This is a genomic window from Flavobacterium sp. A45 (assembly GCF_002001005.1).
In the GTDB taxonomy this organism is placed as follows: domain Bacteria; phylum Bacteroidota; class Bacteroidia; order Flavobacteriales; family Flavobacteriaceae; genus Flavobacterium.
This window is the reverse complement of sequence record NZ_MUNX01000089.1, coordinates 20,953-44,697: the sequence shown is the minus strand read 5'-3', so window position 1 is coordinate 44,697 and position 23,745 is coordinate 20,953. Positions and strand designations below refer to the sequence as shown.

Sequence of the window (23,745 nt, the reverse complement as noted above, 5' to 3'; positions counted from 1 at the left end):
AACCCATTTTTTGTGGTTTGACATTTTTAATCATTATAATAAAAATCATGAAAACAAAAATAGCAATAGTTTTGTTGCTCTTGTTTACTGCTTTTAATTCTTATTCGCAAGATACACTACAGGAAATAAAAGTGCAGTCGAAACGCAAGAGCCTGCAAAAAACATATACAGTTACCGCTAATACAACATTAGTCACCAAAAAAGAATTGCTCAAAGCTGCCTGTTGTAATCTTGCAGAAAGTTTTGAAACCAATCCTTCCATCGATGTCAATTTTTCTGATGCATTAACAGGAACTAAGCAAATCAAGATGTTGGGTCTGACAAGTCCGTACTTGATGATGACTCAGGAAAATATTCCTTCTGTTCGCGGTGCTTCTCAGGTTTACGGACTTTCTTTTACCCCTGGTCCTTGGATAGAAAGTATTCAGATTACCAAGGGAGCAGGGAGTGTTGTCAACGGTTTTGAAAGCATTTCGGGGCAAATTAATACTGAATTAATAAAGCCAATGTCGGAAGTCCCATTTCTGTTGAATGCTTATGGTTCTACCGATTCCCGTTTTGAGTTGAATGCCAATTTTAATCAAAAATTGTCCGATAAATGGGCTACGAGTTTGTTGCTCCACGGCAATATTCGAGATTCTAAGATGGATAACAATGAGGATGGTTTTTTGGATAACCCTTTGCAAAAACAATTCAATTTACTCAATCGTTACCAATATTATAATGCCGAAACAGGTTGGGTTAGTTTCATTAATTTGCAATATATGAACGATACTAAACTAATGGGTCAAACCAGTTTTGATCCTGATAGGGATAGAGGAACAATCAATTCTTGGGGTTCCGAAATTGATACTCAAAAGATTGATGTTTCGACAAAAATCGGTTATGTTTTTAAGGATATGCCGTATCAAAGTATTGGTTTTCAAAATGCATTTTCAAGCTATGATCAAGATTCCTATTTTGGGTTGAATGGTTACAATATCAAACAAAACAGTTTTTATTCGAACTTGATTTTTAATTCAATTATCAATAACGAAAAGAACAAGTTTGCAACCGGTTTGAATTTTACCTATGATAATTACATAGAGTTTGTTAATACGACAGATTATAGCAGAATTGACAATACAGTAGGCGCTTTCTTCGAATATACATTTGATAACCAAGATGATTTTAGTTTTATTCTTGGAGGCAGGGCAGATTATGGGAATCGTTTGGGAGTTTTTGTAACGCCAAGAGTACACATGAAATACAATCCTTGGGAGAAAGGAGTTTTGAGGGTTTCTGCCGGAAGAGGAAAACGTCCAGCCAATATTTTTGCAGAAAACCAAAACTTGTTTGCCAGTTCCAGAACTTTTGATGTTACTAATACTGGAGGTAAATTATATGGTTTGGATCCAGAGATTGCATGGAATTATGGATTAAGTTTTATGCAAGGGTTTAAATTATTTAATCGTAACGGAGATGTTACTGCCGATTTTTACAGAACCAATTTCCAGAATCAAGTAGTGGTGGATATCATGCAAAGTCCCCAACAAGTGATTTTTCATAATTTGGATGGTGCATCGTTTGCCAACAGTTTTCAATTAGAGTTCAATTATGAATTGGCAAAACATTTGGAATTGCGTTCAGCTTATAAATTCTACGACATTAAAACCGATTATTTATCAGGCAAGTATCAAAGACCATTGCAGGCTGCGCATCGTTTCTTTGGGAATTTAGGATATGAAACCCATATTAAAGACAAAGGGCAACAATGGAAATTTGATTTCACCTACAACTGGATTGGGGAACAACAATTGCCTTATACGGCTTCAAATCCTACAGCATATCAGCTTTCTGAACATTCACCAGCGTATTCTTTAATGAATGCTCAAATTACCAGAACATTTTCATCTACTTTTGAAGTGTATGTAGGAGGGGAGAATATAGGTAATTATACCCAAAATCCAGCAATAGTGGATGCTCAGAATCCTTTTGGTCCTTATTTTGATGCAACTATTTTATATGCACCAGTATTTGGACAAATGTATTATGCGGGTTTAAGGTTTAAAATAAAGTAACAACAAGAATAATAACAAAATCAATTACAAATTTTAATACTAATAGAAATGAAAACAAATATTCAAGAATTTAGAAATAGCAGCATTAAGAGCATATTTTTAGTTTTACTAATGACTGTCTTTGCATTTTCGGCACAAGGCCAAGAAAAGAAAAATAAAAACGCTAAATACACTACCGAAGTAAACGGTAACTGTGAACAATGCCAAAAGAGAATCCAAAAGGCTGCTTTTTCAGTTGCAGGAGTCAAATCGGCTTCGTGGAATATTGAGACACATCAGTTGGATTTAATTATCAATGAAGAAAAATGTTCTTTGGGAGATGTAAAAAAAGCAATTGCCAAAGTTGGTCATGATACCGATTCAGTGAAATCTACAAAAGAAGATTATGATAGCCTTCATCATTGTTGCCAGTATGATAGATTGTAACGAATGAAAAGGATTATTTAGTGGTATTAATTTTTTTTATGCTGCTTAATTTAAAACTTTCAATGATTGAAAAAAGCATCAAAATATAAGTTTAATTTTGATGCTTTTTGTGATTTTTAAATCGTTAATAAAACTTTAAAATGAGGCAATAAATTGTGGTTCACCTAAATTATCCTTACTTTCACGGCTTAAATAAAATAGAACAATATATGAGTAATTTTGAATGGACCCAATTAGTAAACCCTGAATTTTATATTAATTTTACAATTGGTGATATTAAACTGGGTTTGTATATCGTTTTATTTATTGTTTTTGCCGAAACGGGTCTTTTTGCCGGTTTTTTTCTTCCTGGTGATAGTTTGCTTTTTCTTGCAGGGATTTATAGCGGAGAATTGGTTCAGAATGTTGTTTATATCGAAAGTGATTTCATAAATCTTGTTTTGCTTTCGTCTCTAGTAGCGCTTGCAGGTATTTTGGGTAATATGGTAGGCTATTGGTTTGGAGCCAAAAGTGGGTATTATTTATACAACAGAGAAGATACGCTTTTGTTTAAGAAGAAGTATTTGCTTCAGGCTAAGGAGTTTTTTGATAAGCATGGTGGAAAGGCTATTATTTATGCGAGATTTTTGCCTATCGTGAGAACTTTTGCGCCAATAGTTGCTGGTATAGGGTCGATGGACAGAAAGAAGTTTATGTTTTTTAATGTCTTGAGTTCGATTTTATGGTCTTTCATTTTGATTTTCTCTGGACATTATCTTTATGGAATGTTTTTGGAAATGGGAATTGACTTAAAAGAACATATTGAGAAAATTGTAATCGCAATTATTTTAGTTTCAACTTTACCTGTTTTTCTAAAGATGATTAAGAAAAAAGTTGTTCATCATTAAAACTTAATAAATACAAATGAACCGTCTTGCTCAATAGAACAAGACGGTTTTTTTTTGGGATGATTGCAAAAAAAAAAGTAAAATACTTCCCTTTAGCCCCGATTGCTTCGCCAGTTCGCTTCGCTCGTGTGCAGTGAAAATCCTTATAAGCCGGGGTTCGGTTTAAAAGATTACTTCACCTATACTTTTATTTTTATAGGAGTTCAGTGAACTTCGTTTGTAACGGATAGCGGGACGATATTTCCTAATAAACCAAATCTTTCTGCTCCCAAAACAATTGATTGAGCTCAGCTAAAAGTACTCCTGAAAAAGCATAAAAAAATCCGTCGAGAACGAATTCAAGACGGATTATATTTGGAATCTAATGCTGATTTTACATCATTCCTGGCATACCTCCACCCATGTGGCCGCCAGCTGCACTTTCTTCTTTAATGTCAATTAAAGCACACTCTGTAGTCAAGATCATTCCTGCAACCGAAGCAGCATTTTCCAATGCAATACGAGTTACTTTTTTAGGGTCAATGATTCCAGCTTTTAGCATATCTACGTACTCGTCTGTTTTGGCATTGTATCCAAAATCTCCAGAACCTTCGCTAACTTTTGCAACAACCACAGAACCTTCAAGACCTGCATTCTCAACAATAGTTCTCAAAGGAGATTCTACGGCACGAGAAATAATTTGGATTCCTGTTTTCTCATCAGCGTTGTCTGAAACGATAGTGCTTAGAACGTTTTTGGCTCTCAATAAAGCTACTCCACCTCCGGCAACAATTCCTTCTTCAACAGCTGCACGAGTTGCGTGAAGTGCATCGTCAACACGGTCTTTTTTCTCTTTCATTTCCACTTCAGAAGCAGCACCAACATAAAGTACAGCAACACCTCCAGCTAATTTAGCTAAACGCTCTTGCAATTTTTCTTTATCATAATCAGAAGTCGTAGTTTCCATTTGACCTTTGATTTGGTTCACACGATTTTTTATCATATCAGCTTCTCCAGCACCGCTAACAATTGTAGTGTTGTCTTTGTCGATAGTAACTCTTTTTGCTGAACCTAACATCTCTAAAGTGGTGTTTTCTAAAGTGTATCCTCTTTCTTCAGAGATTACAGTTCCACCAGTTAAGATAGCGATATCTTCTAGCATTGCTTTTCTTCTGTCTCCAAAACCAGGTGCTTTTACAGCAGCGATTTTCAAGGCACCACGCAATTTGTTTACCACCAAAGTAGATAAAGCTTCACCGTCAACATCTTCTGCAATAATCAATAATGGTTTTCCAGTTTGTGCAATTGGTTCCAATATTGGTAATAATTCTTTTAAAGAAGAAACTTTTTTGTCATACAAAAGGATGTAAGGACTTTCTAGTTCTGCTTCCATTTTTTCTGGATTGGTCACAAAGTATGGAGAAAGATATCCTCTGTCAAATTGCATTCCTTCAACAACATCTACATACGTATCTGTTCCTTTAGCTTCTTCAACAGTGATTACACCTTCTTTTCCAACTTTTGCGAAAGCATTGGCAATTAATTCTCCAATTACTTCATCATTGTTAGCAGAAATAGAAGCAATTTGTTTGATTTTTTCAGAATCGCTTCCTACTACTTTAGCTTGTTTAGCAAGATCTGCTACGATAGCTTCAACAGCTTTGTCGATACCGCGTTTCAAATCCATTGGATTTGCTCCAGCCGCAACGTTTTTTAATCCTTCTTTTACGATAGCTTGTGCCAATACAGTAGCAGTTGTAGTTCCGTCTCCAGCTAAATCATTAGTTTTTGAGGCTACTTCTTTAACCATTTGTGCACCCATGTTTTCCAATGGATCTTTCAATTCAATTTCTTTGGCTACAGTAACACCATCTTTAGTCACATTTGGTCCACCGAAAGATTTGCCGATAATTACGTTACGTCCTTTTGGTCCAAGGGTTACTTTAACCGCATTTGCCAATGCATCAACTCCACGTTTTAATCCGTCACGTGCTTCAATATCAAATTTTATATCTTTTGCCATTTTAAATTTTGTTTAAAGTTTAGTTTGTTTCAAGTGGTCAAGTTATCTTGATACTTAATTCTTTGTACTTAATACTTTTTTAGATTATCGCAAGGATATCGTCCTCACGCATAATTAGATAATCTTTTCCTTCTAATTTTAATTCAGTTCCAGCGTATTTTCCATAAAGTACTGAATCTCCAATTTTGACAGTCATAGTATGGTCTTTAGTTCCATTTCCTACTGCAACTACAGTTCCTTTTTGTGGTTTTTCTTTTGCGGTATCTGGAATAAAAATTCCTGACGCCGTTTTCGTTTCAGCTGCAACTGGTTCGATAAGAACTCTATCTGAAAGTGGTTTAATGTTTAAAGTCATGATTTTTTATGTTTATGTTAATTTTTACTGTTGTTGTATTTCAGAAATTATGCCACAGTACGTAAACTGACATTTTTTCTTATAAAAAATGCCAGCTTTGACAGGCTGGCATTTTTGAGTATTTATGTAAATAGATTATTTTGCTGGAGTTGCAGGTGTACTTTGTGCAGGTGCATCTGTAGCAGGTGCATTAGTTTTTGGTGCAGCAGTTTCTGTGTTGTCAATGATTTTTGAATCAGCATCACTTAAAGTTCCTGTGAAACTCAATCCTGAAAGTAAGATTAAAGCAATTAATATAGTTGCCAATGTCCAAGTACTTTTGTCTAAGAAATCAGTAGTTTTTTGTACACCACCTAACATTTGAGAACCACTTATTGTAGAAGAAAGACCACCACCTTTAGGGTTTTGAACCATTATTACTACGATCAATAGAAAACATACTATTGTAATTAAAACTAAAAAAATTGAAAACATACTATTTATTATTAATTGTTATTTTGTTGTACTATTTTAATATCCTTTATACGGTCTGCAAAGAAACTACTTTTTTCTGGATATTTCAAAATTAATATTTCATAAGCTTGTATCGCTTTTTGATATTTTTTTTGTTCCAAATATACCTTTGCCAACGTCTCTGTCATTAAATAAGAATTGTCTTCTTTGTTGAGGTCTATATTTGGAGTGAATACGACTCCAGGTTTTATAGGTGGAATCTTTGGACTGGTTTCTATGAACTTATCGATTAATTCGGCTTTTTTCTTTTTATCCTCGTCTATGATTGGGGCTTTTTCCATAGTCTTATTTTCTTGGGGATTTTCACGTATTATGGGTTGTATCCTCGAAATTTGAAGCCATTGATGAAAAGAATGCGTTTCTGATTTTGAAAAATCCAGTGGTTTTCCAATTTCTAAGTTTTTCTCAGCTTCTGTGGTTTTTTCTTCAGTTTTTGTAGGCGTGGCTTCTTTGATGGAATCTAGAATTGATTGTTCTACATTTTTATCAATTTCTAATTTATCAATGAAGAGTGATTTGTTTTGAGCAATATTAGTATTAGCTTCTTTTATGGATGTAAGGATAGAATGTTCCAAAGGAGTTGTCACGATAATCGGTGCTACTTCTTCCTTTTCGATAATTTGACTGTCAATTACTGTTATATTAAGGAGTTCCTCTATTTTTTTCTCGTAAGTCTTTTTTTGTATTGCTGTAAACGATTCTGAAGTGATAAAATCAAATAAAACGCTGCGGTCTGTAGTATGAGCTGCGGCTATTTTTAGCGCAAAATTATATTTGTAGCTATTTTGATTGTAAAGCCCCTTTAGGCGCAACGCTCTCGCACTTTGAAAAAAAGGAAATTCATCCAGTACTTTTTCCAAAGCCACTGTTTGAGAATCATTGATTTCGTCTGGTTTATTTATGAGATAATTATAGCTGCTAACGTTCATTTGTTTGTATATTTCGTATCAGTTATCGGTTTTTAATAACAATTATTCTAACTGAATACTTTTTAAAAATTACCATTTTGCAAGTGAATCATTGAAAATATCTTGTGTGATTCTTTCGAAAATTTCTTTGATTGCGGCGTCTTTCGTTGCTCCTGTCAATTGTTGGGCTGCAGGAAAGTCATAATAAAATTCAAAAACTTTTTCGAAATCATCTGTTTCTTTATTTTTATTCGTAAACCTAACATTTACCCTTATTTTTAATCTGCTTTGTGCAGCTTGTTGATCTGCAGTTGCGGTCATCGGACTGATACGGTAATCCACAATTTCTCCTTCGTAGGTTAAATCTCCTCCGTTTTTCACTAATTGCAAATTAGTTTGGCCTTGAATCAAGTCTTGCAATGTAAGTGTAAAAATTCTGTCAATTCCTGGCTCAATCAATTCCGAATTGTTTGGAAAGAAATTCACTTGATAGGTTTTGGCATCAATTTTACCAGTTCCAGTAAAGTTGTAAACCGAACAACTGTTTAGAATGAATGAACTAATTAGTAATAAGAAATAATGTGTTTTTTTCATATAAAGTGTAAATTGCTACGCCTGTTCGCTATCGCTCGAGCCCAAATTCCGATTTGGTTTAAAATTCAAATGTACAAAAATCGAATAGTGATTTGAATTTTGTTTTTTTTTGAATTTTTATTTTTTGTTATAAATCAAATTGTTTTATTTTTCGATACAAAGTACGCTCGGAAATACCCAATTCATCTGCTGCTGCTTTTCTTTTTCCTTTGTTTTTTTCTAATGACTTTTTGATCATTTCGATTTCTTTTTGTTCAAGCCTTAAGATTTCTTCCTCTTCAATAGTTTCGGCCAAAAGATAATTGCTGTTGTCCTGTTCTTCGTAATCCTGTTCTATGTTTTGATTGGATAGATAGGAAGTTCTTGGTTCTTCTTCAAAGTCAATTTCACTGTCCTCTTCTTTGGAACCGTATATCTTTTTGATAAGCGATTTATTTGTTTCCTGTACTTTGGAACTGCCGTTTTGCATTAATTCCAATGTGAGTTTTTTTAAGTCGTGTAAATCACTTTTCATGTCAAAAAGCACTTTGTATAAAATCTCTCTTTCGGTATTAAAATCGCTATCGTTTTTTTTGTCCTTAATTACCGATGGCAAATTACTGTCTTCTCTTGGTAAATAGGATTGTAAAGTTGTAGCAGTAATGTCTCTGTTGGTTTCCAGTACCGAAATCTGTTCAGCGACATTTCGCAATTGTCGAATGTTACCACTCCAGCGAAATTTTTGCAAAAGCAAAATAGCACTTTCATCAAGTTTTAATGGAGGCATTTTGTATTTATTAGCAAAATCGGCAACAAATTTTCGGAATAATAAATGGATATCTTCTTTTCGTTCTCGTAGTGGTGGTAAAGTAATATCTACGGTACTCAAACGATAATACAAATCTTCCCGAAATTTTCCTTTTTCGATAGCCTTGAATAAATTGACGTTGGTTGCTGCTACGATTCGGACATTTGTTTTTTGAACTTGTGATGAGCCTACTTTTATGAATTCTCCATTTTCCAAAACACGCAATAAACGTACTTGGGTGGTCAAAGGCAATTCTCCCACTTCATCAAGGAAAATAGTTCCGCCATTTGCTACTTCAAAATATCCTTCACGAGTGCTGGTGGCTCCAGTAAAAGCTCCTTTTTCGTGACCAAAAAGTTCACTGTCAATAGTTCCTTCTGGAATTGCACCACAGTTTACGGCAATATATTTACCGTGTTTTCTGTGTGATAATGAATGTATAATCTTTGGGATATTTTCTTTTCCCACACCACTTTCTCCAGCCACCAAAACCGAAATATCGGTAGGGGCAACCTGAATGGCTTTTTCTATCGCACGATTGAGCTTTGGATCATTCCCAATAATCTCAAAACGCTGTTTTATTGATTGTACTGTATCCATTTTGTTTTGTTGAAAGTTTTGTTTGTTTCATGTTTCAAGTGGCAGTGAGAACCTGAAACTTGAAACCTGAAACTTGAAACTATTTTTATACCTATAAATATAAAAGGGTTCTACTATTATGGCTTTGTTAACGTATCTTTTTGAATAGCTGTTTCTTCAATTTTGTGTTTTGGAAAATAAGTTCTAATGACATAGAATGTCGTTCCAAATGCAATAATAAAAGTAATTAAAGCGATAAGTATATGTTTTTTGGTCATATTAATGATTTTAGTTTTTTATTAACCACAAATTACACAAATTTTCACAAATTTGTATTTTATGTATTTATCAGTCTTTTGTGAACTAATGATTTATTTTGAAAGTTAGCGATTATTCCAACTGGGGTATCTGCTAGTTTCATATAATTTAATGTTTGCGCTAGGTGGTCATTACTAATTTCTTTTATTGATTTTACTTCGAGAATAATATCGGAATAAACTACAAAATCGGCATAAAATTTATGGGGTAAAATAACCCCTTTGTATTCTACTGCATACTCTTTCTCTCTTTCGTATGGGATATTGTGATTTTTGAATTCTATTTCTAATGCATCTTTATAGACTATCTCAAGTAAACCTGGCCCTAATAAGCGATGAACTTCCATGCAAAGACCAACAATTTCATAATTTTCATTCTTTTTGTAATAAAAGTCGTTAGAGTCAGTCATGTTATAATTGATTCAAAAAATTAATTTGTGAAAATTTGTGTAATTTGTGGTAAAAAAAATTAGTTCATATTTGAATATCCAACCGCTTCTCCTTTCAGAGTTCCAGAGGTACAAGAATTAATTTTTACATTTACAAAATCTCCGATCTTATAATTCTCCTTTGGGAAAACCACAGTTATACTTTGTGAATTTCTTCCAGAAAACTCTTCAGTCGATTTTTTTGATACTTTCTCTACTAATACTTCAACTGTTTTTCCAATGAATTCCTCAGAGCGTAACCAAGCGTGTTTTTGTTGCAAATCCACAATCTCTTGTAATCTTCTCGCTTTAGTGGTTTCTGAAACATCATCTTCCATTTTCCTTCCCGCCAAAGTTCCCGGACGTTCTGAATAGCTGTACATATAACCAAAATTATATTTCACATATTCCATCAAACTCAAAGTGTCTTGATGATCTTCTTCCGTTTCTGTAGGAAATCCCGAAATCATATCTTGCGAAATGGCTCCGTCAGGAATAATAGAACGAATTTTATCAATCAAAGTCATGTATTCTTCTCGCGTGTGCAAACGATTCATTTCTTTCAAAATGCGGTTACTTCCCGATTGCACCGGTAAGTGAATGTGCTTACAAATGTTAGGATATTTGGCAATAACGTGCAAAATGCTTTCGTGCATATCTTGTGGATTCGAAGTCGAAAAACGAATACGCATTTTTGGGAAACCAACCGCTACCATTTCCAGTAATTGGTCAAAATCAACCGCTGTCGCTTTTTGCATTTCGCTAGCATCGGCAAAATCCTTTTTTAAACCGCCGCCATACCATAAATAACTATCTACGTTCTGACCCAAAAGCGTGATTTCCTTAAAACCTTTGCTCCACAAATCCTGAATTTCGTTCATAATACTTTGCGGTTCACGGCTGCGCTCTCGCCCGCGGGTGAAAGGCACTACGCAAAACGTACACATATTGTCGCAGCCTCTTGTGATAGAAACCAAAGCCGTAATTCCGTTGCTCATTAATCGAACCGGTGAAATATCGCCATAGGTTTCCTCTTTGGACAAAATCACGTTAATCGCATCGCGCCCTTCCTCAACTTCGCTCAATAAATTGGGTAAATCTTTGTAAGCATCAGGTCCTACAACAAGGTCCACAATTTTCTCTTCGTCAAGAAATTTTTCTTTCAAACGCTCAGCCATACATCCCAAAACTCCAACTTTCATCTTCGGATTGGTACGTTTCACTGCATTATATTTTTCTAAACGTTTGCGTATCGTTTGTTCCGCTTTGTCCCGAATGGAACAGGTATTTACAAGAACCAAATCTGCCTCTTCCAGAACTGAAGTGGTATTATAACCGCCATCAGACAATATAGATGCTACAATCTCGCTGTCTGAAAAATTCATCGCACAGCCGTAACTCTCTATAAAAAGCTTTTTGGTATTCTCTGGTTTATGTTCTAGAACAAGGCTGTTCCCTTGTTTGCTTTCTTCAATTATCTTTTCCATTGGGTATTTTCAAAGCGCAAAGATAAGGCAAATACATGCATTATGACAAGATGTCAGCCGAAGAATTAACAACTTTTTAAGTCATCTAAAATCAGATTAGGAGGTGTTTTTTTATTAAGGAGCTATTTCCCGCTTTTCGTTACAAGTCCTCGTCTCGTTGACAAAATTTTTAAGTGTCTGCAAGAGCTTCTTTCAGTCGCTTTGCAAACACAAAAAATTTAAGTCAACGAGACTCCGGGCTTTTCACTTCACTCGGGGCTAGGGTATTCGTTTTCAGAATTGTATATTATGGAATTGTTTTCTCAGTGAATATTTTATATTTGTTACTATTATAAGTCACCAGAATTCCAAATCTCCAAAAAACGTAAGAATAGATATTTTTTAAACCTGCATATAGTACTGAACTATGAAAATCAAAGAGAACCTATACAATCAAAGAATTATTTCTATAGATGCTTTTCGCGGAATTACCATTTTTATCATGATTTTTGTCAATGAACTGGCTAGCATCGCCAATGTACCGCAATGGATGAAACACATGCCCGCAGATGCCGATGCAATGACTTTTGTCGATTTGGTTTTTCCTTCTTTTTTATTTATTGTAGGAATGTCTATTCCGTTTGCGTTTAATGCGAGATTACTAAAAGGGGACAGTCCCAAAATTATTTGGACTCATACTTTAAAAAGAGCTTTGGCATTAATCATTATTGGTGTTTATATGGTCAATGCCGAGTACGGTTATGACGAATCTAAAATGTTTATAGCTCCTGCATTTTGGGGACTTTTGGCCTATTCGATGCCAATCCCAATTTGGAATAAATACCCAAAAACATTTCCAAAACTGACTAAAAATCTACTCCAATACGCAGGAATGCTGGTTTTGGTTGCGTTGTATTTTTTATATGTACAAGATACTGGAGCAATCGGTATTACGCCAAAATGGTGGGGAATCCTCGGACTTATAGGATGGGCTTATCTTATTACTGTGGTTTATTATTGGCTGGTCAACGGTAGATTGCTGGCAATGATTGTGTTTCTTTTTGTTTGTCTTATTGCCAATGTTTTAAATTTAACCGAGGGTGCATTTGTTCAAGAAATAGGCTGGTTAAGTTTTATAGCGGGACACATGACACACGCAACGCTTGTTGTTGCTGGAGTAGTAATTTCACTTTTGTTTTTTGAAGGTACTTTGTCCGAAAAAGTTAAATGGAAAGTGATTGGTTTTGCATTACTGTTTTTTTTAACGGGATACTTGTTGCGACCTTATTATGAAGTTTCAAAAATAAGAGGAACGCCTTCTTGGATATTGTATTCAGCGGGGATTTGTACCCTGTTGTTTTATTTTTTGTATTGGCTGATGGAAATTAAAAAAACAACCAAATGGAGTGAGTTCTTTATGCCCGCAGCTGCAAATCCGCTTCTTATTTATATTCTTCCCGGAATTATTTATTACTTCAATTTAGCCTTGGGAATAAAGATTCTTCCCGATTATTTAAGTAGTGGTGTGCTTGGGATTATTTGGTCTTTAGTATTTTCGACAATTATGTTATTTGTGATGCGAATTTTTAATAAGTATAAAATACAGTTGCATTTATAAATGAGTTTTAATTTGTATTAGGATAGAGGTTGCTGTCTGCGAACTAATGATGATTTAGATTGTGCTTTTGTTTCTATTTAGTCCGAAACTCTTTCAGCAGAAATCCATTCGCAACAGCTTTAAATTCAATTAATTGATTTTGAATCCATTCTTCATCGTGTTCTAATTCTTTCGCCAGTATACGTGCTACTTTTTCTGCACAAGCAATGGCAACTCGTGCATCCAGAAATAATAATCGAACACGTCTTGCCAAAATATCCTCCACGGTAGTAGCCATCTCTTCTCGAATAGCCCAAACGACTTCGGCCAAAGTGTAATCGTAATTCGGATGTAGTTTTTCTTTAAGTTTGGGTTCGCTTTCCTGTAATTGAAGAATAGCAGTTGCATCCGTTCCATAAATGAACAGGTGGTTTTCAAGATCTACGGCACTGTTTTTCTTATTTCCGTGAATAGCCAAATGCTCGGTTGCACATTTGTTATTTGGTAGTTGGTGTACTGTAATGGCTTTGTTGACGATTTCTTCGGCAATTTTTCGGTAGGTTGTCCATTTTCCGCCAGTGATGGTGATTAAACCTGTTTCGGAAACAATTATTTTATGACTTCTCGAAAGTTCTTTGGTGGTTTGCCCTTTTTTTTCGGGTGCTGCCAAAGGCCTTAATCCCGCAAAAACCGAAAGCACATCGGCTCTTGTTGGGTTTTTAGATAAATATCTTTGCGCAGTTTCCAATACAAATTCAATTTCTTCCTCAAGAGCAATAGGTTCAATATCCGATTTTTTGACTAAAGTATCGGTAGTTCCCACAACAATTTTATCATGCCACGGAACTGCAAAAAGTACTCTTCCGTCACTTGTCTTCGGAATCATTAGTGCATGACCGCCTGGTAAAAAGGATTTGTCAAATACCAAATGGATGCCTTGACTGGGAACGATATATTTTTTATAAACCGTATCATTCATTTTCATAATGGCATTGGTAAATACTCCAGTTGCATTAATTACTGCTTTGCCTTTTATGATGTGTTCTTCTTTTGTTTCCTGATTAGCTGCAACAACTCCTGTAATTTGGTTTTTATCGTTTTTGATTAATTGGGTTATTTTAAAATGATTTAGTAAGCAAGCTCCATTATCAACTGCGGTTTGAGCTAAATTAATTGCCAATCTGGAGTCGTCAAACTGTCCGTCATGATAGAGTACACCACTCTGAAGTCCGCTTGGTTTAATGGAAGGAATTAACTTTAAAGTCTTTTCTTTGGATAGATATTTTGAATTTCCTAGACTTAGTCTTCCAGCTAATAAGTCATAGAATTTTAATCCAAAGGTGTAAAAATAACCTCCCCACCAATTATAATTTGGTATTATGAATGATTCGTTTTTTACTAGATGCTCAGCGTTCTTTTGCATTAGACCTCTTTCTTTCAGTGCTTCTATAACCAAAGAAAGATTGCCTTGCTCCAAATAGCGGACACCGCCGTGAACTAATTTAGTACTTCGGCTTGAGGTTCCTTTTGCAAAATCAACTGCCTCCAACAGTATGGTTTTAAAACCTCTGCTCGCTGAGTCTACTGCCACACCAAGTCCGTTGGCACCACCACCAATAATGATGATGTCCCAATTCTGCACTTGCTTGAGTTTTTCTAGCTGTTCAATTCGGTTCATTGGCTGGTTTTGTAGGTTTGATTTGGTCTCTTGTAGTAAATTTAATTAATTATTTAAAAGCATTTGCTTTTTGAAAATTTAAATTCGTTTTTCTTTTTTTATACCTATTATATGTAGGTGAAATAGAATTGGGTATTTTGTTGTTATAAAGGTGATTCTTGTATTTAATCATTATGTTTATTTCTGGTTAAAACTGAAATCACATCATTATTAATGAATTAAAATTGTTGTGCTTTGTGTAGTTGAAATGGTTTGTTTGCCGATTTAATTGGTTTTTAAAATCAATGAAAGGTTGATATTTAAAAAAAAAAATTACTTTTGCGATTCAAACAAAAGCAAAATGGCAAAGAATTTAGTGATAGTTGAGTCCCCTGCAAAGGCAAAAACAATCGAGAAATTTCTAGGAAGTGATTATCAGGTAGAGTCAAGTTACGGGCATATTGCCGATTTACCTTCTAAAGAAATTGGTGTTGATGTCGAAAACGGATTCAAACCCAAATATGAAGTTTCCTCGGATAAAAAAGCATTGGTATCCAAATTAAAGGCTTTAGCTAAAAATGCCGACATGGTATGGTTGGCAAGTGATGAGGATCGTGAGGGGGAAGCAATTTCTTGGCATTTGGCGGAAGAATTGAAACTTAAAAAAGAGAAAACAAAACGTATTGTTTTTCATGAGATTACAAAATCGGCTATTCTTAAAGCAATTGATAAGCCTCGTGAAATCGATTATAATTTAGTTAATGCTCAACAGGCGCGAAGAGTTTTGGATCGTTTGGTGGGATATGAATTGTCGCCGGTTCTTTGGAGAAAAGTGAAAGGCGGTTTATCTGCTGGACGTGTTCAATCGGTTTCTGTTCGATTGATTGTTGAAAGAGAACGTGAAATTCAAAATTTTACTGCTGTTGCATCTTATTCAGTTGTAGCAGAATTTACTAATGAAGCTGGAAAGTCTTTCAAAGCAAAACTTCCGAAAAATTTCAATACAAAGAAAGAAGCCGAAGATTTTTTAAAACAAAATATAGGTTCTATATATAAGGTAGCAGATTTAGAAACTAAACCTACCAAAAAATCTCCTACAGCTCCTTTTACAACTTCAACTCTACAACAGGAAGCGGCAAGAAAATTATATCTGCCTGTTGGAATCACGATGCAATTGGCTCAGCGTTTGTATGAAGCTGGACTTATAACCTATATGAGAACGGATAGTGTAAACTTATCCAAAGAGGCTATGGATGCTGCTCAGGCAGAAATTATCAAGTCTTATGGTAAAGAGTTTTCGTTCCCACGTACTTTCGTAAATAAAAGTAAAGGAGCACAGGAAGCACACGAAGCGATTCGTCCTACTGATATGTCTCGCCATACTGTGGATATTGACAGAGATCAAGCGCGTTTGTATGATTTGATTTGGAAAAGAACTTTGGCTTCTCAAATGAGCGATGCTAAGCTGGAACGTACTAATGTTAAAATTGAAGCAAATAATCATGATGAAGTTTTTACTGCTTCGGGCGAGGTTTTGCTTTTTGAAGGGTTTTTAAAAGTGTATCTTGAAGGTCATGATGACGATGAAGAAGAGCAGGAAGGAATGTTGCCTGTAATGAAAGTCAATGAGAAGCTTCAGAATAATTATATTACTGCAACCGAAAGATATTCAAGAGCAGCGGCACGTTACACAGAGGCTTCTTTGGTAAAAAAATTAGAAGAGTTAGGAATTGGACGTCCTTCTACTTATGCACCAACTATTTCTACGATTATCAATAGAAATTATGTTGAAAAAGGGAATCTTGAAGGGTTAGAGCGAAATTATACGCAACTGACATTACAGTCTGGTAAATTTGAGGAAAAATTACTTAAAGAAAATACAGGTTCAGATAAAGGAAAATTAGTTCCTACAGATATTGGTACGATTGTTACTGATTTCTTGGTTAAGAATTTTGGCAATATTCTGGATTATAATTTTACTGCCAAAGTAGAGCATGATTTTGATGAAATAGCCGAAGGTAATATTGAATGGACTGCTATGATGCAGGAGTTCTATGATAAATTTCATCCAACTGTAAAAGATGTAGAGGCTAATGCCGATAGAGAAAGCGGGGAACGAATACTTGGAATTGATCCAGCATCTGGCAAGCCGGTTTCGGTTCGTTTAGGTAAATTTGGACCAATGGCTCAAATTGGAGATGCCGAAGATGAAGATAAAAAGTTTGCAAGTCTTAGACATGAGCAGAATATTGGTAATATTACTTTAGAAGAAGCCTTGAATTTATTCTTGCTTCCAAAAAATTTAGGTTTATATAAGGGAGAAGAAGTTGAGGTGAGTAATGGTCGTTACGGGCCCTATGTAAGACACGGAAGTGTTTTTATTTCTTTACCGAGGGGAGAAGATCCATTGGATGTTTCAATGGTTAGAGCTCAGGAGTTAATTGATGAAAAAGCTATTGCCGATGCGCCAATTGCTGTTTATAAAGGCGAAGGCGTACAAAAAGGGACTGGACGTTTTGGTCCGTTTATCAAATGGAACGGAATCTTTATAAATGTAAGTAAGAAATATAATTTTGATAATCTTTCTCAATCTGATGTAGAGGCTTTGATTGAAGATAAACTACAAAAGAATATTGATAAAGTGCTTCATAATTGGGAGGACGAAGGGATACTGGTAGAGAAAGCTCGCTGGGGTCGTTCTGTAATAACGAAAGGTAAAATAAAAATTGAGTTGAGCAAAGACGTTGATGCAACAAAATTGACATTAGCAGAAGTTCAGGAAATGATTGCCAAAAAGACACCTGTCAAAAAAGTTGCAGCCAAAAAAACGACTGCAGCGAAGAAGCCAGTAGCCAAAAAAGCAGTAGCCAAAAAAAAATAAAGAATTAAATTCAATCAGTCCTCTTTCTCATTAACTGAAAATAGTAGAGAAGAGGTAAAAGAAGTAAGAAATGGAGTTTGATTTTTTAGAACCATTAAGTAAAGAATTTCTAAACTATGTTTTAGGTTTGTCTGCTCAAAATTTGGGCAGTAAAATAGTTTTACATACAAATGAAGCAATACCAGATTTGGATAAAATTAATATTGCAATAATTGGTGTTCTTGAAAACAGAGGAGATAAGAATGGTGATGTTGAGGTCAATTTGGATGCGATTCGAAAAGAAATATATGGAATGTTTCCAGGGAATTGGAATGTTTCAATTGGTGATTTAGGGGATATTCTTCCTGGTAATTCAAAAGAGGACACTTTCTTTGCTTTAAAAAAAATAGCTTCAAGGCTTATAAAAAGAAAAATCATACCTATTGTTATTGGTGGATCTCAGGACTTAACCTATGCTTTATATAGAGGATATGATGATTTAGAGCAAATGGTGAATTTAGTTTCTATTGATAGTAGGTTTGATTTTGGAAAAGATAATGAGACTATTAGTTCTGATTCTTTTTTAACTAAAATTATTATAGACGAACCGAATAACTTGTTTAATTTTTGTAATATTGGCTACCAGACTTATTATAATTCTCAAGAGGAAATAGATCTTATTGAAAAGTTGTTTTTTGACGCCTATCGTTTAGGTGAAGTATCTAATAATATTTCAATTTCGGAACCGGTTTTTAGAGATGCAGATATGGTGAGTTTAGATTTGAAATCAGTAAAATCATCAGATTCTGGTAATTTTACATATTTTAATCCAAACGGTTTCAATGGAAAAGAGATTTGTTCTTTGTCTAGATATGCTGGAATAAGTGATAAAGTGAGTTCGTTTGGAATTTTTAATCACAATAATTCAAAGCAGGAAGCGGTAATTATTGCGCAAATATTTTGGTATTTTGTTGAGGGCTATCATTATAGGTCAAATGAATACCCTTTTGGGAGCAGAGAAAATTATTTAAAATACATTGTTCCACTTGAAGAAGAGGATTTGGTGTTTTATAAAAGTGATAAAACAGACCGTTGGTGGATTGAGATACCATTTATTTCAAACACCAGCAATAAATTGAAAAAAAATACGTTATTACCGTGTTCATATGAGGAGTACCTAGGTGCTTGCAATCAAGAGATGCCTGAAAGATGGTGGAAGGCGCAAAGGAAAAATATTGTGTAAAATTTAAGGATTAAATCGATTAATGAATTTATAGTAAAATAGTTAATTTTGTGTGAATATTAGAAATATTTGCTCTATACTTACAAAATTTTCAAAATGATGTTTTTTGTCGTTCTTTTTGTCCGTTTGGCGATAAAAATATTTTTTTTTTAGAATTTTTAACATACATTTGACCAAATATTTAGTGACTATAAAAGAATTGTTTTTTAAATAAAAAATAAATAGGTTTGCAGTCCTATTAATAATGAATAGATAACCCCCAATTTTTATGAAAAAATTCATTGCATTTACGGCAATTTTAACAGTGTTGATTAGCTGTGGTAGATCAAGCGACAAAGGAGAGTTGGTTGGTGTAAAAGGAGCAAAGTGGCATCCTGAAAAACCTTATGGAATGACACTGGTACCTGGTGGCTCATATATCATGGGTAAATCTGATGATGATATTGCAAATGTTGCAGATGCGCCAACAAAAACAGTAACTGTTAGGTCATTTTATATGGACGAAACAGAGATTACCAATAGTGAATACCGTCAATTTGTGGAATGGGTAAAAGATTCTACAATTCGTTTGCGTTTAGCTATTTTGGCTGAAGATAGTGGTCAAGGTGGTGCTAGTGATGGAAAAGGTAAAGGAAAAAATACAGGAAGCATAGCTGATTATTCTTTTAGTAATAATAATTCTGATCCAGAAAAAATGACGGCCTACGATAAGTATATGTACGATAACTATTATAGTATTGGTACGGATAAAGATCCTAATGCTTATAAAAGATTGGATAGAAAAGCGAAATTGGTCAAGGATGTTAAGAAATATCCAGATGAATATTACACAGAAGTAATGGATTCTATGTATTTACCTTTAGAAGCTTCTTATAATGGTTTGAGAACTATTGATGTAAATAAGTTGAAATTTCGTTACACTTGGATGGATATTCAAGCTGCAGCTAAAGCTAAAGTTGGTAAAAGACAAGACTTTATTAGAACTGAAGAAGTAAAAGTGTATCCTGATACTACAGTTTGGATCAAGGATTTTGCATACTCTTATAATGAACCAATGCATAATGATTATTTTTGGCATAAAGCTTATGGTGAATATCCTGTAGTTGGTGTTACATGGAGTCAGGCAAAAGCATTTTGTGAATGGAGAACTTTGTATAAAAATAGTTATTTGAAATCTAAGAAAAATCATGTTGATAATGTGAATTCATTCAGATTGCCTTCAGAAGCTGAGTGGGAATATGCAGCTAGAGGTGGACTTGAATCTGCCACTTTTCCTTGGGGAGGGCCTTATACGAAAAATGACAGAGGTTGTTTCTTGGCTAATTTCAAACCAAATAGAGGAGATTATGCAGCCGATCAGGCTTTGTATACTGTAGAAGCAAAATCTTATGAAACAAACGGTTATAATCTATACAATATGGCTGGTAACGTTTCAGAATGGACTGATTCTGCTTATGATGCTAACTCTTATGATTTTGTTTCAACAATGAATCCAGCAGTTATAGATAACTCAAATAAGCGTAAAGTTGTAAGAGGTGGATCTTGGAAAGATGTTTCTTATTTCCTTCAGGTAAGTACTCGTGCATTTGAATATTCAGATTCAGCTAGAAGTTATATCGGATTCAGAACTGTTCAAGATTACATGGGAACCCAAACGACAGGTAACAGTAGCAGTAAAAGAAGATAACAAAAAGAGAATAACCCAAATTTAAATAAATATAACCTATAAATTAACTTTAAAATTTTTAAGAGATGGCAGTATTGAGCAAAAAAGCAATGAATTTTACCTATGGTATGGGAGCGGCAGTAGTAATTATCGGAGCCCTATTTAAAATTCAACATTATCCATATGCAAGTGCATTATTAATAATTGGTCTTTGTACAGAAGCTTTTATCTTTGCTCTATCGGCATTTGAACCAGTTGAGAATGAATTAGATTGGTCTTTGGTATATCCTGAATTGGCAGGTGGTGAAAAATCAGAGAAAAAAGAAGTTGTATCTGATGATGCTGACGGAATGTTGTCTTCTAAGTTAGATGCAATGTTAAAAGAAGCTAAAATTGATGGTGAGTTGATGAGTAGCCTTGGAAACAGTATTAGAAATTTCGAAGATGCTTCAAGAAATATTTCTCCTACAGTTGATTCTATTTCTGCAACAAAAAAATACAGCGAAGAATTGTCTATGGCTGCAGCACAAATGGAGTCTTTGAATAGTCTTTATAAAGTACAATTAGAAAGTGCTACTAGAAATGCTGAAGCTAATAAAGAAATAGCTGAAAATGCAAGTAAATTGAAAGAGCAAATGCAATCAATGACTGCAAATATTGCATCTTTAAATAATGTGTATGGTGGTATGCTTACTGCGATGAGTAATAAAGGATAATTAGTTTTTTAACTATATATTATAATATTAAATAATAAACTAATTAGAAAAAATGGCAGGAGGAAAATTAACCCCTAGACAGAAGATGATTAACCTGATGTACTTGGTTTTCATCGCAATGTTAGCACTAAATATGTCCAAAGAAGTATTATCAGCATTTGGATTAATGAACGAAAGATTTGAAACGGCTAACAATTTAGCCTTATCTACAAATGAAGCTATTTTAGCAGATTTGGATGTTAAAGCTCAGGATAAGCCTGAACAATATAAAGTTCCTAACGAAATTGGAAAAAAAGTTGAAGCCGCTACTTCTACTTTTTATAAATATCTTGAATCTTTGAAATCAGATTTTACTAAAGATATAGAAAGAGAAAAGAATGGTAAATTGCCTTATGAGACAATGGATAATTCATCAAATTTAGATGAGTCATGGTTTAGTGGTGATGGTTTGTCAGCAAAAGGTAAGGAAGTTGTGGCGGCTGTAGAGGCTTATAAAGCAGCTATTAAATCTGCTATTGGTAACGACGCTAAATTTAAGGATATTGCAGCTGAATTTAATAACAAGTTCAATACTGGTGATGTAGTTGATAGAGAAGGAGTTAAAAAAAATAATTTAGATTATCATTTTAAAGGTTTCCCTCTTATCGCTTCTGTAGCAAAATTAACAGCGATTCAAAATGATGCTAATGCTATTGAAAATCAAATTTTAAGCAGGTTAACTGGTTCAACAGCTGTTGCTGCTGCATCTATGAAAAATTATACTGCAATTGTTATTCCTGAAAAGTCAGCTTTCTTCGCAGGAGAGGCTGTTAAAGGGAAAATTGTTTTAGGACGTTTTGATAAAGCGACTGTTCCTACTAAAGTTGTAGTTAATGGTGGAAATTTAAACCTTGGAAGTGCCTTACACGATGGTCAAGTTGACTTTAGTTTTGGTGCAGGTAATGTTGGTGAGCATGACATCAATGGTAGCTTTACTTTTATGGAAGATGGAAAACCAGTAGCTATTCCTATTAAAGGGAATTATGTTGTGGTACCAAAGCCAAATTCAGCAACAATTTCTGCTGATAAAATGAATGTTGTTTATAGAGGTGTTGTTAATCCAATGACAATTTCTTTTGCAGGTGTTCCAGCAAATAAGGTTACTGCTTCTGCTCCAGGTTTGAGTTCAGCGGGAAAACCAGGATCTTATAATATGAATCCAGGACAAGGTTCTGAAGTTGTAATTAATGTAACTGGTACTTTGCCTGATGGAACGAAAGTGTCAGACAAAAAATCATATAGAATTAAAGGAATTCCAGCTCCAGTAGGTGCAATTGGAGGGGAAATGGGAATTGTTAAAGGAGCAAAGTCTCGTTTAGAAGTTTCACAAGTTTCTGCAAAACTTCCAGATTTTGATTTTAACGTTAATTTGAATGTTGTTGGATTTACTTTGAAAGTTACAGGGCAAGCTGCAGTAATCGTATCTGGAGACAGAGTGAATGCACAGTGTAAAACGGCTTTAGCCAGAGCGACTAGAGGTGATCAAATTACCATATCTGATATTAAAACTAAATTGGTAGGTTCTGATATCATGCTTTCAAGAACTGCTCCAGTAATTTACGAAATACAATAATATTTAAGTTACAATTTACCTACTTAAATAACTTAAAAATTGATAAAGATGAAGACTAAAAATTTAGTTGCGGTTATAGCATTTGTTGCGGGAAGTTTTTCTTCATTTGCACAGTCTAATTTACTGAATGCTAAGACACCAGATCAAATTGGAGTAAAAACTAAATCTCAAGTGTCTCTTGATAATGATAAGCCTTTGGCATATGGTTACGTAGATGATAGAGATATATTGATGGGTAAAACTACTTGGGAGATTGTCGATTTGAGTGAAAGATTTAATTTTCCTATGTATTTCCCAATCGATTCTACTAATATCGGAAAAGATAGAAGATCTTTGTTTGATGTTTTGATTAAAGGTATTAAAACTAATAAAATAACTGAAGTGTACGCAGACGATTATTTTAATACCAAAAAAACGTTCAAAGATATGAGTAGTTCATTTACTTATATTGATACTACCAATGCAGGTAGAGAAGAGGTAAATGCCAATAGAGATTTATATTATCCAAAAGAGACTGTTACTTATAAAACTGTAAAAGGAAAAAAAGTAAAAGTCGTTGGTCCTCCAACTGTGGCTAGAGTTTTAGATCCTCAATTTATTGACAAAAGAGAGCTTACAGCTCAAGATATCACAGGATACAAGTTAAAGGGATATTGGTATTTTGACAAACGTCAAAGTGAATTGAAATATCGTTTATTGGGTATTTGTCCAATTGCTCCTGAAGCTAGAGAAGTAGGTAGCGAAAATCCTGATTATATTGATTTATTCTGGATATTCTATCCTTCAATTCGCGACTACTTGCATCAGTATTTAGCGTTTAATGAGAAAAACTCAGCTATGCCAGTTTCGTTTGACAGAATTTTGGATTCCCGCCAATTTAGCGGTACCATTTATAAAGAAGAAAATGTTTACGGTGACCGTTTGATCACAGAGTATGTAAACGAAAATGCTTTGAATCAGTTATTGGAATCAGATAGAATTAAAGATAAAATTCGTGATTTCGAACATGATATGTGGAATTACTAATTTCATAGTATTTTACAATAAAAACTCTTACTTAATTTAAGTAAGA

The 23,745-nt window shown here is 34.4% G+C and carries 20 protein-coding genes; 10 read left to right on the top strand and 10 right to left on the bottom strand.

Translation table 11 applies throughout. The features are described 5' to 3' along the window. Positions 1-47: 47 nt before the first annotated feature. The 3 genes from B0E44_RS10990 (at position 48) to B0E44_RS10980 (ending at position 3,373) form a co-directional block, all read left to right on the top strand. A complete protein-coding gene (locus B0E44_RS10990; protein WP_077374666.1) occupies positions 48-2,060 on the top strand; it encodes a TonB-dependent siderophore receptor in 2,013 nt (670 codons plus the stop codon). Between the two features lie 48 nt (positions 2,061-2,108). Beyond that, a complete protein-coding gene (locus B0E44_RS10985; protein WP_077374663.1) occupies positions 2,109-2,486 on the top strand; it encodes a heavy-metal-associated domain-containing protein in 378 nt (125 codons plus the stop codon). Positions 2,487-2,695: 209 nt separating this feature from the next. Then, entirely contained in the window at positions 2,696-3,373 is a 678-nt protein-coding gene (locus B0E44_RS10980) for a DedA family protein (RefSeq protein WP_077374659.1), read from the top strand. A 373-nt stretch (positions 3,374-3,746) separates the two neighbouring features. Here the strand turns inward: B0E44_RS10980 and groL are convergent, their stop codons facing one another. The 9 genes from groL to miaB all read right to left on the bottom strand — a co-directional run bounded on the left by groL (position 3,747) and on the right by miaB (position 11,343). Beyond that, complete coding sequence (gene groL, locus B0E44_RS10975; RefSeq protein ID WP_077374656.1) at positions 3,747-5,375, bottom strand: chaperonin GroEL; 1,629 nt, start codon at positions 5,373-5,375, stop codon at positions 3,747-3,749. Positions 5,376-5,454: 79 nt separating this feature from the next. Further along, positions 5,455-5,730, bottom strand: coding sequence for a co-chaperone GroES (groES, locus tag B0E44_RS10970; RefSeq protein WP_077374652.1), 276 nt, complete (start codon positions 5,728-5,730; stop codon positions 5,455-5,457). Between the two features lie 135 nt (positions 5,731-5,865). Beyond that, positions 5,866-6,204 carry a preprotein translocase subunit SecG gene (gene secG, locus B0E44_RS10965; RefSeq protein ID WP_077374433.1) on the bottom strand — a complete coding sequence of 113 codons (339 nt, stop codon included), beginning with the start codon at positions 6,202-6,204 and terminating at the stop codon, positions 5,866-5,868. An 11-nt stretch (positions 6,205-6,215) separates the two neighbouring features. Beyond that, the gene (locus B0E44_RS10960) at positions 6,216-7,172 is read right to left on the bottom strand and encodes a tetratricopeptide repeat protein (RefSeq protein ID WP_077374430.1); all 957 of its coding nucleotides are present in this window, start codon (positions 7,170-7,172) and stop codon (positions 6,216-6,218) included. Positions 7,173-7,241: 69 nt separating this feature from the next. Then, positions 7,242-7,745: an LptE family protein gene (locus tag B0E44_RS10955; protein ID WP_077374427.1), complete on the bottom strand. Its 504-nt coding sequence runs from the start codon at positions 7,743-7,745 to the stop codon at positions 7,242-7,244. Positions 7,746-7,872: 127 nt separating this feature from the next. Then, positions 7,873-9,132, bottom strand: a complete 1,260-nt coding sequence (locus B0E44_RS10950) for a sigma-54-dependent Fis family transcriptional regulator (RefSeq protein WP_077374424.1) — start codon at positions 9,130-9,132, stop codon at positions 7,873-7,875. Between the two features lie 116 nt (positions 9,133-9,248). Beyond that, positions 9,249-9,389: a hypothetical protein gene (locus B0E44_RS18820; protein WP_165688788.1), complete on the bottom strand. Its 141-nt coding sequence runs from the start codon at positions 9,387-9,389 to the stop codon at positions 9,249-9,251. A gap of 59 nt (positions 9,390-9,448) precedes the next feature. Next, positions 9,449-9,838: a GxxExxY protein gene (locus B0E44_RS10945; protein WP_077374420.1), complete on the bottom strand. Its 390-nt coding sequence runs from the start codon at positions 9,836-9,838 to the stop codon at positions 9,449-9,451. A gap of 59 nt (positions 9,839-9,897) precedes the next feature. Beyond that, entirely contained in the window at positions 9,898-11,343 is a 1,446-nt protein-coding gene (gene miaB, locus B0E44_RS10940) for a tRNA (N6-isopentenyl adenosine(37)-C2)-methylthiotransferase MiaB (RefSeq protein WP_077374417.1), read from the bottom strand. Positions 11,344-11,749: 406 nt separating this feature from the next. On the opposite strand from miaB, the gene B0E44_RS10935 reads away from it, so the two are divergent. Then, positions 11,750-12,940: a DUF5009 domain-containing protein gene (locus B0E44_RS10935; RefSeq protein ID WP_077374413.1), complete on the top strand. Its 1,191-nt coding sequence runs from the start codon at positions 11,750-11,752 to the stop codon at positions 12,938-12,940. A gap of 73 nt (positions 12,941-13,013) precedes the next feature. Here the strand turns inward: B0E44_RS10935 and B0E44_RS10930 are convergent, their stop codons facing one another. Beyond that, positions 13,014-14,597, bottom strand: a complete 1,584-nt coding sequence (locus B0E44_RS10930; protein ID WP_077374410.1) for a glycerol-3-phosphate dehydrogenase/oxidase — start codon at positions 14,595-14,597, stop codon at positions 13,014-13,016. A 340-nt stretch (positions 14,598-14,937) separates the two neighbouring features. On the opposite strand from B0E44_RS10930, the gene topA reads away from it, so the two are divergent. The 6 genes from topA (at position 14,938) to gldN (ending at position 23,699) form a co-directional block, all read left to right on the top strand. Further along, the gene (gene topA, locus B0E44_RS10925) at positions 14,938-17,457 is read left to right on the top strand and encodes a type I DNA topoisomerase (protein WP_077374703.1); all 2,520 of its coding nucleotides are present in this window, start codon (positions 14,938-14,940) and stop codon (positions 17,455-17,457) included. Positions 17,458-17,527: 70 nt separating this feature from the next. Next, the gene (locus tag B0E44_RS10920; RefSeq protein WP_077374407.1) at positions 17,528-18,679 is read left to right on the top strand and encodes a formimidoylglutamase; all 1,152 of its coding nucleotides are present in this window, start codon (positions 17,528-17,530) and stop codon (positions 18,677-18,679) included. 268 nt (positions 18,680-18,947) lie between these two features. Beyond that, complete coding sequence (gene gldK / locus B0E44_RS10910; protein ID WP_077374402.1) at positions 18,948-20,366, top strand: gliding motility lipoprotein GldK; 1,419 nt, start codon at positions 18,948-18,950, stop codon at positions 20,364-20,366. Between the two features lie 65 nt (positions 20,367-20,431). Beyond that, the gene (gene gldL / locus B0E44_RS10905) at positions 20,432-21,061 is read left to right on the top strand and encodes a gliding motility protein GldL (RefSeq protein WP_077374399.1); all 630 of its coding nucleotides are present in this window, start codon (positions 20,432-20,434) and stop codon (positions 21,059-21,061) included. Between the two features lie 52 nt (positions 21,062-21,113). Beyond that, a complete protein-coding gene (gene gldM, locus B0E44_RS10900) occupies positions 21,114-22,673 on the top strand; it encodes a gliding motility protein GldM (RefSeq protein WP_077374396.1) in 1,560 nt (519 codons plus the stop codon). 48 nt (positions 22,674-22,721) lie between these two features. Beyond that, positions 22,722-23,699, top strand: coding sequence for a gliding motility protein GldN (gene gldN / locus B0E44_RS10895; protein WP_077374393.1), 978 nt, complete (start codon positions 22,722-22,724; stop codon positions 23,697-23,699). Positions 23,700-23,745: the final 46 nt, after the last annotated feature.